The following is an 11,886-nucleotide window of genomic DNA, read 5'->3' as shown; positions in this document are numbered from 1 at the left end:
AGACATCGAAGCCTATAAAGGGTGCGTGTGTATCTGTTTTTAAAAGATAAGCTCATGATGAATGATAGGCAAACAGTCTAAGACCCTGGCTTACTTATCAAGCGATTCTTGGTGAAAGCCACAGACTTTCGATTGCTAATAAAGCGACTGATGACAGATCCCACACATCTTACTAAAGATTCAATCCCTCGCTCACTACTACTCTCAAAGCTTATAATAAATGCAACAACCGAGTGGCGATACTAAAGTATATCATCAAACCAAAGGTATCGTTGATGGTCGTAATAAATGGACCTGAAGCAACGGCTGGATCGATTTTCAACTTGTTAATTAGAATCGGAATCACCGAACCCACCACTGTTGAGATACTCAACGTAAACCATAGGGAAACGCCGATAATAACAGCCAATAAACTATTGCCGTAGAAAATCGCGACAACTAAACTTAACGTCATGCCAGCTGCCGCACCTAAAATTCCTCCGACTAAGAATTCTTGCCAAACGACTTTGCCTAAACTTTCACCTTTACGATTATCACCGATGGTAATCTTACGCACAGCTACGGCTAAAGATTGCGTGCCGACATTACCGGCTGAATCCATAATAATTGGAATAAAGGCAGCTAATAAGACTACTTCATTTAACGTTTCTTCAAAAGAATTAATAAGCGTCGCACTAATCATTCCCAAGAAAATCAGAATAATTATCCAAGGTAATCGCGCTCGCGCGATACTCCAGGTCGTTTCTTCAGACGAGACAGGTTGTTTAGATTTACTAATCGCAGCAAATTCATTGAAGTCTTCGGTCGTTTCTTCAACAATAATATCCATCACATCATCGACCGTAATAATCCCCAACATCTTGCCCGCTGTATTTATAACAGGCAGTGCCACCAAGTCATAGTCTTGCAACAATTTGGTTGCTTCTTCTTGGTCTGCGCTTGAATCCACAGACACAAGGCGTGTCATCATCACTTCGCCTAGCGTTTGCTCTTGTGCATGTAAAATTAAATCACGCAAAGAGACCACTCCATTAAGCTTTCCCGCCTGGTCAATGACATAAATATAATACACCATTTCTACTTCTTGAGCGAGTCCTCGTACACGTTCTGCCGTTACCTTAATCGTATCTTCAACTTTGCCTACCAAGAAGCTTTTGTTCATCACTGAACCAGCCGTTTCCGGCTCGAATGCCAATAACTCTTCTATTATATATCGCTTTTCTGCCGGCAATAAATCCAGCAGTATGTTTGAGTCTGAATCTGGCAGATAATTCAAAAGCTTCACCACATTATCGCCTTCCATATGCGACAACAATTGGCTAATATAAGACGCCGTAAAAATTTCATACAACTCGCTCTGCTCGTCCAGCGTCATCCATTCGAATAATTTAGCAAACTCACTCGGCGATAAGAAATTTTCGATTTTACGTTTGTTTTTGGGATACAGCGCATGGAATAAATCCATTTGGTCTTTTACGTGTAACCGGAAGAATAGCTCCCGGAATGTTTGACGCTCGTTATGTTTGGCTGCTTTGAAAATTGCTTCGTAATTCATCATATCAATCAATCCTTCCAGAAGGTGCATCCTGGCACCCTTCTTTTTTACTATTTAATGCTTTAAATAAACACCTTATTGAATCCGGCCTGGGGTCCATACGCCTCACCTCCTAGAATTTTCCAAACAAAAAACACGCCCCGAAGAGCGTGTTTATCTATAGACTGATCCCATAAAAAATCTGCTCCTCTTCGTCGAGTTTTAGCTCTGTATAGCATAGGGAAGCCCCAGCTGCATTAAAAACTTCCTTAATTCGAAAGTTCCTGTTAACCCATTGGCATCTTTGGATGTTTCTGGGCAGCAGCATGTCTCTATACAGTAGCCTCACCTAACAAGGCTATTTAATTATCATACTTAACCATTATACCTAAACCAGCCACTGAAGTCTAATCAACAAGATAACCCTCTTGCCTTCTCAGATAATCACTCAGGGAAAATAAGCATCATCATTACCTAAACTAAACGTAAACAAAGGCCACAAGCCCCACCGCCCAGAGCCAATAGTCTCTAATCGAACGAATGGGCGCACATATAACTAGCAAGACTCTAACCACTAGTTGACCAACGTTATTTTCAACCCACTGTCTCATTCTAGTTTTCAAGCTTTTATAAGTTTCTCTTTTGATTAGGCTACACTAAGTTAGACAGTAAAATTATGGTCTAGTAGAATGAAATAAAAGAACTAATGTGTTTTATATTTGAGTTTTTTCACATCTGTGTATTATAAATAGAATGACTTAGTGTTTTTATTGAATTTAAAGGCCTCAAATAAATTAACCGGTTGTCTTCTCAAATAAATTAATTGACTCGTAATGTCTTCAATCAATGAAGCGTCTAACCATTTATTCTACGACAGCAACTCAGTTAAAAACAACTGCCACCCGCATAATACGAGTCACAGTTCATCTTTTATTAGTCAGCATACAGCCACCTTCTAAGGCTTAACCTTTCGCCGCTCCACTCATCGTCAAGCCCTTGGACATATGATTTTGGGCGAAATAATATAGGATAAAGGTCGGCATCATGTTAATTACCGATTAAGCTGCCAATTGGCCATAAGCGGCATACCCGTATTTGCCAAAGAATTGATATAAAGTAACTGATGCTGGTAATTTACTAGGTGAGGATAATAAAATATAAGGCACAAAGAAATTTCCCCAGCTGCCTATATATGTAACTATTGCTACTGTAAACACGCCAAGTGTCATCAGCGGTAAGATAACCCGTCTGATTCCTTCCAATCTCGAAGCTCCGTCAATCCAGGCGGCTTCCTCCAATTCAGGCGATACGCCATCCATAAAGTTCTTCATCATCCAAATACCAAAAGGTAACTGAGACGCGGTTAAGAAAATCATCGTAGCTAGTGAAGAATCCGACAGCTAGTCAGATTCTATTTTTAACGTGTTAACTCAGCAATCCAGTTGACATGTTAAACTATCTAACGTATTAACCCACTTCTCCAGTTGGTACATTAAAATAATCTTCACCAAAAAACGAACCAACCTGCGGAATTCCTCCGACAGATTGGTTCGTTATATATTATATTACTGACCTAAACCACTAGGCTTTCAGTTTCCAGTCCTCGAAAACCAAATCTGTCCACTTGCTATCCCTACAAGCCAGCTGCTTCCATTGCGTTATTCAAGGCTTCCATAAAGGCATTAGAAGAAACACTTGCTCCAGAGACAACTTCTAATTCAGCTGTTTGGGCTTCAAGTGCCTGCTCGGCTAACTCATTCATTGCTTCAACCCCAATGCCAGCTGTTTCGGATTGTTCGGTGATTTGAATATCAACTACTTGATCACCTTCAACAGTAATTTGAACTTTCACACGTCCACCAAAGCCATCATTGGATTGTCCTTCAAAGACATTATCCGCCGCCGGCCCTGCTTCAGCATCAGCATCAGCATCAGCTTCTTCCACCTCAAGCTCACTCTCATCACTAGCTAACCAAGCGTCAATTTCTGCGACTTTCTCAGAATGAGGCATGGCTGCTTGACTCAAGTTGCGTTGTGAGAAGTATTCGGCTTTATTCGTTTTAGTCAACGTGTTGGTTTCTTGTCCCGCAAAGTCTTGATTGAGACTCGTATCCGAAGTTGCTAGTCCAGATTCATCAACCGAAACGGCAGATTTACCCGCAATATAACCACTCGTTAAGACGCGACCTAGACCGTGAACACGCATCCCACCACTTGCTTCACCGGCCGCAAATAAATTAGGAATCGTTTGGCCATAAATATCAATCACTTGCATATTACCATCAACGCGAATACCAGCTAAGGTATCATGCATACTTGGCGTCGCCCAGAGTGCATAGAAGGGTCCTTCTTCAATTGAATGAACCAGTGTTTTTTCACGTTGCCAATCCTCATCATAACCCGCTTCAACAAAACCATTATAACGCGTTATGGTTTCTACCAAAGTTTCTGCATCCATTTCGACTTCTTCATGGTATTTATTGACCACCATCGCCGCTAATTCTTCTAGAGTATCGGCTTTAAAGGCATAACCTTCCGCATAGTCAAGAACTCCTTCGCCGTCGATATCCCAGCCATTACGCTCAACAGCTGCTTGATCCATAATCGCCCATAAAGGACCACCATAGGCTTCCGCATTGCCATCACCTTCAAGGTCAACAAACGTGCCTGATAAGGCTTGGTCAAAGAAAGGCTCACGTGCTGTATCCATTTGACTGTAAGCATATTGATCTTCGTTACCAATTCGCTCACCTAACATATTAACAATCACAAGACTGTCATAATCTGGCACAATGCCGTTCGTGCGAACGAGTGGCCAAATCACACTTTTATCTGTCCAGCCTCGTCCATAACCGTATTGCGTACCAAAACGTTGCGGAGCCGTAATATTTGCACCAACCACCGTTGTATAGTTACCTAAACTGCCTAAAGCAGCCCCAATTTCCATGGCCGCATATTCACCAGATGCATCTTGATCAGAGAAAGGCATCCCAGCCAAGCCATCCATATACTCACCCAAACGCGGATCTAACATTGTCCGGAATTCAACATTACCTGTCGAGCCACCAGTACAAATAATTACCGCTTTATTGGCTTTAATATTGACAAGCTCATTGGATTCTTCAATATTGCCGTCACTCATCATGCTTTGTAAAGGCTCGGTTTCGCCTGGGAGAATCGTTGGAGAATAACTTGCTTGAATCCCCGTCACTTGGCCTTCAAAGATGCCATCACGGTATATTTTGTCCATATGGTAATTCAACAAGAATTCCGCACCTTCTTCACGAAGCGTTTGTTCTAAAGGACGGCTAATGCCAATCCCGGCGGCTTCCGTACCCGTATAGGTATTCTCCCACTCTGAGGCGTCCACGTACGTCATCCGTCCCACGCTATCGCCGTCATTACCGCCATCACGGTAGTAAGCACGAACCAGCGGCTCAACGTCCAAGGTCACAATCCCATTGTCCATAAGCCAGTCATAGGTTTCGACCATCGCATTCGCAATCGAGCGTGTGTAATCGCGATCATTATAGCGCGAGTTTACCGAATTGCCACGCGTGTGGTCATAGTAATACAAGTCAGCTGAGTCTGCGATTTCCCAAGCCTCTTGATCAACGGTCCCGCCTCCCGAGTGAAATTGTCCCTCACTGACGGCCACATGCCCGCCGACATCAAAGTTGGCTTCGACCAAAAGCACCGACGCCCCATCGTCCAATGCCTTGAGTGCCGCCGCCAAACCTGACGCGCCCGCACCAACTACCACGACATCCGCCTCGTAATCCCACACGATATCTTCGCTGGCCGGTTGATTGGCTCCAGTCGCCATAACTTCTGCCTGGGAATTCGCGAACGGGAGTGTCGATTGCCCGATGAGCACCATGACAATTAAACTGACCAACCACGAGAAGTATTTCTTGAATTGCTTGCCACTATTTCCTTTTTTCATTAAACTTTCACTTCCTTAAATTTTTTATCATTCAATTTTCAGCAACATGAAAACAATAGTTACCCCGACGACTGTGACTCCCGCTAAATTGATGACCCTATAAACAAAACCCCCACTTGTTATCTTGTTCACATGATATCGTAACAATAAGTTCTTGAATTGTCAACACAAATACGGAATGCGCTTACAACTATTGTTATAAATAAGATTTGCTGTTAGGTTCATTAGCACGATTGAATTGTGATTAAATAAACAACCAAAGCTTATTAGCACCCACCATCCAAAATATTAACAACTTAAATGTTTCTTATAAGCTTATTTACTTCGCTCAGCTTAAAAATCAGCATCACATTCTAATACCTCGACTCCCTGTTTCAGTCATGTTATTAGAGCAGTCAATGACTTAAACCAGCTAGTACATGAGAAAAAGTGCAAAATAGTAATTCCTCCTGTCCTACCGTAATCAGACTATTCACCAAGGACCTATTTCATAGTTGGCCAACATTTTAATTGACCGATCAGTCAACTGGCTTTCTGCATTGCTAAACAGTGTCACTATCCATTAAATGATTCAATCTAAAGCCAAAATCCACCATCTTTTTATAGCTTTTTTAAATCTTCCTTCTATTATGTAGGCCATCTTTTACAAGTAACGCTCCCGACTACAAACAGCTAAGCCACTTCCCCTTGGCATCCCCCCTAAAACCATTCTCACAGACTAATGAAACATCGTCATGATTAAAGAAAAAACAAAGCTCAATTACCCACTCTCATACAGAATATAAACGACTATTTATCTGAAAAAGAACACAAAAATACTGCCACCCGCAGCTACGAGTCGCAGTACATCATTTACTAATCAACATACATCCACCTTCTAAAGCTTAGCCCTTCGCCGCTCCACCCATCGTGAAACCCTTGGACATATGGTTTTGGGCGAAGTAATATAGAATAAAAGTCGGCATCATATAAATAACCGAGTAGGCTGCCAATTGACCATAAGCGGCATAGCCGTATTGGCCAAAGAACTGATACAAAGTAACTGAAGCCGGCAACTTGCTCGGTGAGGATAATAAAATATAAGGCACAATGAAATTGCCCCAGCTCCTTATAAATGTAAATATTGCCACTGTAAATACGCCTGGTGTCATTAGTGGTAAGATAACCCGTCTGATTCCTTCTAACCTCGAGGCTCCGTCAATCCATGCGGCTTCCTCCAATTCAGGCGACACGCCATCCATAAAGTTCTTCATCATCCAAATACCAAAAGGTAACTGAGAGGCCGTTAAGAAAAACATCGTGGCTAATAAAGAATCCGTCAGCCTAAACATAATAAATAATTGATAGACCGGTACCATGACTGCCGTCATCGGCAAGGAAGTCATAAATAGAATCCCCATCATCACCTTCTGCTTATTAGGTAATTTAAAGCGTGATAAAGGGTAAGCAGCAAGAATCGAAAGCACTACGACTAATAGTGTTTGACCTCCTGATAATAACAGACCATTTTTAAAGGCCGTCTGATTTTTTACATCACCCAACACAGACTCATAATTACCGAAAAACACGTTGGCTGGAAGTTTCAGCACTTGGGTCGCCTTCTCATCAAAAGATGCCAACAAAATCCATAATAAAGGGATGACAAAGAGCAAGCCCACTAGACTCAATATTACATAACCAATTATACGCTGATATTGCTTCTGTCTCATGTCTGTCCCCCCTAATCATTCTTAACACGCAATAAGCGAATGTAAATTAAACTTAACAGAATACCAAAGACAAGTATGACTAAAGCAATCGCCGTTCCATAACCTAATCGATAATTAACAAAAGCTTGTTCATACATAAAGACCGGTAAGGTTGATGTGCGCCCTACTGGCCCGCCACCGGTCATTGTGTACAGTAATGTAAAGACGCCTAACGTACTTAAAGTAATAATCACTAAATTAGTAAAAATCGTTCCTTTAATAACAGGCAAAGTGACGTGCAACAATCGTTTCCAAGGCCCAGCGCCATCGATTTCAGCTGCTTCATACAAGGCATCAGGAATACTATCTAAGGCCGATTGAAACATTAACATTGATAAAGCCGATCCTTGCCAAATATTGGCGATAACCACTGAAATCATTGGATACTCATATAACCAAGAAACAGGGTTAAATCCTAAACTTCCAAGCAATGCATTCACCGTTCCACCATCATGTAAAAGCATCACAAATGAAATAGCCACAATCAATTCAGGTGTCACCCATCCAGCCATAATCGTTGCCCCCACCACTTTGCGAAAGAGTTTATTCTTACGTTGCATCAGAAAGGCCACAACGAAACCTAACAGCTGTTGCCCGATAATTCCCGAGGCTAGTAGAAAAATCCACGTGGCATTAACAGACGAAAAGAAACGGTGATCTTTAAATAAATTGGTAAAGTTATCGAAGCCCACAAAACTAACCTCTCGCGCTGTGGTACCCGTTAAAGAAAAGTCGGTAAAAGAGAAAAAAACTGTCATAATAACCGGCCCGATAAAGAACACCACTAACAAAATAAGCGATGGCGAAAGAAATAAAAGAGTCGGTAACAGAACACTCCGTTTAGTCGTTGGTTGATTTTTAACTTGTGTCACACGAACCCCTCCTAAAAGACTATTCTAAAAACAGGAGACCATTCTGTCATGGCCTCCTAGTAACTAATGAAATTTTAGCGAGTCACAATGTTTTCCTCGCCGACGATTCGAATTAAACCATCCGTATATTGTTGAACGGCTTCTTCTGGTGTAATGGTACCTGATGCCAACGCTTCAACGACTTCTTGGATATGAGTGGAAATCGTCGCATAATCATCAGCTGTTGGTCTAAAGTTAGTATATTGAAGAATTTCATTCGCTTCTTCATAGTTGCTGATGTCTTGAGTCAAGTAACCGTCACTTTCTGCTACATCTGTTCTGACAGTCATGTCCCCAGTTTGTAAGACATAAGCGAGTTGATGTTCTTCATCAACTGCCATTTGGATAAAGGCAATCGCTAACTCTTTATTATCTGCCTGTTCTGGAATCGCAAAAGCCCAACCTCCAGACATCGACGTAAAGCCGTCGCCATCTCCTGTTTGAGTCGGGAAAGGAATAAAGCCCCAAACATCCATCGCATGGTCATACGGTTTAGCGGTGTCACCTCGGCGCCAAGTACCAGTTACCCAGTTACCATCCATAATCATCGCGACTTCATTATTCGGCATCATCGTCTCAGCTAACATTGTCCCAATTTGACTATTAGAAGCCACACTCATCGTTGGCCCTAATTCCTCTTAGAAAACGGTATCAATAAAACCAAACGTATCTAATAAGGCTTGTTCATCTACTACCCATTTACTTTCGTCAAAATCATAAAGTTCAGAACCTGTTCCACTATATAATACTTGGAACGTACGCATCGAAGTAGCTTCACCAGTAGCTTTCGTCACATAGATAAACAAAGGCATGGCGGCATGGCCACTTTCTTTTAAAGCGCGTGCAGCATCCAATACCTCTTCCCATGACGTCGGCGCAAAATCTGTTTCTAGGCCAACCTCTTCAAAAATCTCACGATTATACCAAAGTCCTTGGACATCCGTACTAAATGGCACACCGTAAACTTCCCCGTTTTCTGCTGAGACACCTTCTTTTACAGTTTCTTCAAAATTTCCCCAGTCTTCCCATTCATCGACCATCGCTTGCATTGAGGCTAAGTAACCTGCATTGACATCCGAATTAATGACATAGGTATCTTCTACTACAACATCTGGAGCGGTATCTGCCGATTGCATCATCATCGCTTGCTTCGTCATCACATCATCAAACAAGGAAATTAATTCTACCGCTACTCCCTCATTGGCTTCTTCAAAATCTGCCTTTAACTCAACGAACCAATCTTCCCACCAGGATGGATAGGACACTTGTAAAACTGTATTGTCTTGCGCTGAAACGACTAGAGTATTTAGTGGACTAACGCCCACCGCGAGCATGAGTACAGAAAGGGCTAAACTCAGCCTGATCACTAATTTTTTTACCATTTTGAATTCCTCCTATTCAACTTATACAAAAAAAAAATGAAAAACCGCCAGACGCAATGCAACCGCTTAACTCACTTATAAGTTGTCTAGCCCTAAGGTCAAACGTAAACCTATCATTAAATGAAACTTAATATATTCTTAAGAAAACCTTTCCATCCTTGGTAATATACGTTTTAAACTCTTTACAAAATATTTTTTACACAATATTCTGATGAAACACTCTCTTCAAGCAGCTTGAAGCTAGCCGCAATGATTAAACTTTTTCACAGTTTGAATCCCTTCATATAATCATTTAAACCGAGGTTTTTATTCATAAAGTCTTCGCAAGTTTGCACATAAAAAGCCTCACACCATCCTATAAAAGAATGAGTGTGAGGCTGGATTATTCGATTTAAATCAGCTTTGCTTTGTTTCTAGATAAACACTTATATGGGTGCACCGTCACTTGTTTATACCAATCGAAAGAAGCTTTCTTCGAACGATTAAGTGTAGCCTTTCCTCCGTTATTCTGTCTCTAGACATCATGCCTGCTGCTTAAGAAATGGCTTATAAGTTAAAAGTTAACCTTGGACAAGGCGTATACTACGTTAAGCGTCTGAGTAAAATCGCTTGAAAGCTGTCAGTCTAAACAGGACTTTCATGCGATGCTTATTTATTATATCTTCTATATACGCCACGCTGACAGTTGCCGACAGTCGACCCGTCAGCCAAAAATTGAGCGGGGATGTTTGGCCTATTTTGTAGAATGTGACTTAACTCATTTGAGCTTTACATCATTTGCATGTAGCCAACCAATCAAGCCACCCTTATAACCTACTAAATAGATCATTTCCCCACGCACCCTTTTCTGATCCAATACATCAAAGTAACTCCCCTTTACCCAAGCATCCATCACTTCCCCCGTATAGAAACGGACAGCCTTTTGAGACACTTGAACTCGCTTGACCTTAGGACTAGCATTAGACAGATGACCCTTCATCAATTCATTCACCCGCTTCTGGACTGCCAAGGCATCATAGCCAGCCGCCATTAAGGCACGCGTTCGCTCCGGATTATTTCCCCAAGTTCCCAACAGAACTTGGGACGCTAGCTCATTGACTGATTGCTTGAGTGGACGACTTGGCCCATTGCCTCCGCCTGCTCCAGCGCCTCCTGCCACACGGCCATATTGGGGGCGTGCAAAACCCTTCACTCGCCAATCATTCCAAGCGAACCAATTTCTCTCGACTCGACCATTTGAATTGCCTTCAATCGTTCGAAAGCGTTCGCCTGATACTTCGCCTACATAAGCGATATGATCCGCAAAGCCACCACCATCCCAATCAAACATGACTAAATCCCCAACCACTGGTTTTACACGCCCCAGCCAAATGCCTAAGTCTCGACAGACCTTTACATGTCTTTCGACGCCACACTCGCGACCAATCAAGTGGTTCGCGCCCGCTTCATCGGCTACTGCCGTCACAAAGGCATCACACCAAGCATCATCATAAGTCATTTTATAGCCACTGGGTCTTGGTAACACTTGGTTATAACGATCAATCAGTCCTTTATGCACACTACCATATTGCTTCGCCCCGACATATTTACCAGCAATGTCAACTACCTTCTGTGCTGTTACCACCTTTCGCATCCACTCCCTACCTTTAGATCCAACCACTACTAGACTCTTTTATCCCCACATCCCCCTATGCCTTTAGGACACCTTCTTTAACGCCCTAAACAGTAAATTCGCTCCCACACCTTCAAACACCATCACTTATTAATTTCATCATGATAATGTCGACTTGAAACCTGCAATAAAGCCCCAAAGAAAGCCGTCAACAAATTGAGCGTAGTCACATATAAGTCCACCTTAGCTACACCATACAAATTCCCTAAACCACCGACTAAACCAGCAAAAGCTGGTAAGAATATTAACACGATCCACTTCAAGCGGTCGTATTGTTGATTATTAAATGACATGTTGTAACATCTCCTTTACCGAGTCCTTCAACTCCCCCAACTCACGCCGCACTTCTGAGAACAAGCCTTCAGCGGCTTGCAACTTTTTCTCTTGAGAGTGTACGTTGTCAGCCAATAACTCGCGCGCTTCTTCCCCTTTGACAATATCAAGCGCCATCTGTTCGATTCGACTAATCAACTTTTGAATCGCCGCAATCAAACTCACTAATTTCGATAATAGAGTCAGAATCGCCACTAAGGCTCCTGCCAGACCCCCAAATTCAATTAAAGACACTCCAATCCCCCCTTTGCCCCAGCAATCTAACAACCTTCCCCGTTATTCCAAGCACACATTCCCCACATTTAGACACTCATCCAATATCCCGTCACCCATATAAACGCATGATTTAAACAAATTGTG

Annotated in this window: 8 protein-coding genes, 1 pseudogene and 1 riboswitch; all 9 genes and pseudogenes read right to left on the bottom strand. The window is 42.3% G+C overall.

Annotated features, from left to right (window positions below; translation table 11 throughout):
- Positions 1–211: 211 nt before the first annotated feature.
- The 9 genes and pseudogenes from mgtE to ACTQ45_RS11860 all read right to left on the bottom strand — a co-directional run bounded on the left by mgtE (position 212) and on the right by ACTQ45_RS11860 (position 11,760).
- The gene (gene mgtE / locus ACTQ45_RS11900) at positions 212–1,558 is read right to left on the bottom strand and encodes a magnesium transporter (RefSeq protein ID WP_441763852.1); all 1,347 of its coding nucleotides are present in this window, start codon (positions 1,556–1,558) and stop codon (positions 212–214) included.
- A gap of 177 nt (positions 1,559–1,735) precedes the next feature.
- Positions 1,736–1,898: riboswitch (M-box (ykoK) riboswitch) on the bottom strand.
- A 694-nt stretch (positions 1,899–2,592) separates the two neighbouring features.
- A complete protein-coding gene (locus ACTQ45_RS11895; RefSeq protein WP_441751899.1) occupies positions 2,593–2,910 on the bottom strand; it encodes an ABC transporter permease subunit in 318 nt (105 codons plus the stop codon).
- A 257-nt stretch (positions 2,911–3,167) separates the two neighbouring features.
- Complete coding sequence (locus ACTQ45_RS11890; RefSeq protein WP_441763851.1) at positions 3,168–5,480, bottom strand: FAD-dependent oxidoreductase; 2,313 nt, start codon at positions 5,478–5,480, stop codon at positions 3,168–3,170.
- An 884-nt stretch (positions 5,481–6,364) separates the two neighbouring features.
- Positions 6,365–7,189, bottom strand: coding sequence for a carbohydrate ABC transporter permease (locus ACTQ45_RS11885; protein ID WP_441763850.1), 825 nt, complete (start codon positions 7,187–7,189; stop codon positions 6,365–6,367).
- Between the two features lie 11 nt (positions 7,190–7,200).
- Entirely contained in the window at positions 7,201–8,100 is a 900-nt protein-coding gene (locus ACTQ45_RS11880) for a carbohydrate ABC transporter permease (protein WP_441763849.1), read from the bottom strand.
- 74 nt (positions 8,101–8,174) lie between these two features.
- Positions 8,175–9,473, bottom strand: a pseudogene (locus ACTQ45_RS11875) (extracellular solute-binding protein).
- 805 nt (positions 9,474–10,278) lie between these two features.
- The gene (locus ACTQ45_RS11870; RefSeq protein WP_441763848.1) at positions 10,279–11,154 is read right to left on the bottom strand and encodes a CHAP domain-containing protein; all 876 of its coding nucleotides are present in this window, start codon (positions 11,152–11,154) and stop codon (positions 10,279–10,281) included.
- A 122-nt stretch (positions 11,155–11,276) separates the two neighbouring features.
- Positions 11,277–11,486: a phage holin gene (locus ACTQ45_RS11865; RefSeq protein WP_441763847.1), complete on the bottom strand. Its 210-nt coding sequence runs from the start codon at positions 11,484–11,486 to the stop codon at positions 11,277–11,279.
- Positions 11,476–11,760 (bottom strand): hypothetical protein, encoded by a 285-nt coding sequence (locus ACTQ45_RS11860; protein ID WP_441763846.1) that lies wholly within the window; start codon positions 11,758–11,760, stop codon positions 11,476–11,478. The genes ACTQ45_RS11865 and ACTQ45_RS11860 overlap by 11 nt, the downstream gene beginning before the upstream one ends.
- Between the last annotated feature and the right edge of the window lie 126 nt (positions 11,761–11,886).

It is taken from the genome of Fundicoccus sp. Sow4_D5 (assembly GCF_052116365.1).
Classification (GTDB): domain Bacteria; phylum Bacillota; class Bacilli; order Lactobacillales; family Aerococcaceae; genus Fundicoccus.
Note: the sequence above shows the minus strand (reverse complement) of the source record. Positions and strands in the feature narration are given on the sequence as shown.

Coding starts and splice junctions, on each gene's coding strand:
- ACTQ45_RS11870 (WP_441763848.1), bottom strand. CDS start 11,154: ATGCGAAAGGTGGTAACAGCACAGAAGGTAGTTGACATTGCTGGTAAA.
- ACTQ45_RS11895 (WP_441751899.1), bottom strand. CDS start 2,910: ATGATTTTCTTAACCGCGTCTCAGTTACCTTTTGGTATTTGGATGATG.
- ACTQ45_RS11885 (WP_441763850.1), bottom strand. CDS start 7,189: ATGAGACAGAAGCAATATCAGCGTATAATTGGTTATGTAATATTGAGT.
- ACTQ45_RS11890 (WP_441763851.1), bottom strand. CDS start 5,480: ATGAAAAAAGGAAATAGTGGCAAGCAATTCAAGAAATACTTCTCGTGG.
- mgtE (WP_441763852.1), bottom strand. CDS start 1,558: ATGATGAATTACGAAGCAATTTTCAAAGCAGCCAAACATAACGAGCGT.
- ACTQ45_RS11865 (WP_441763847.1), bottom strand. CDS start 11,486: ATGTCATTTAATAATCAACAATACGACCGCTTGAAGTGGATCGTGTTA.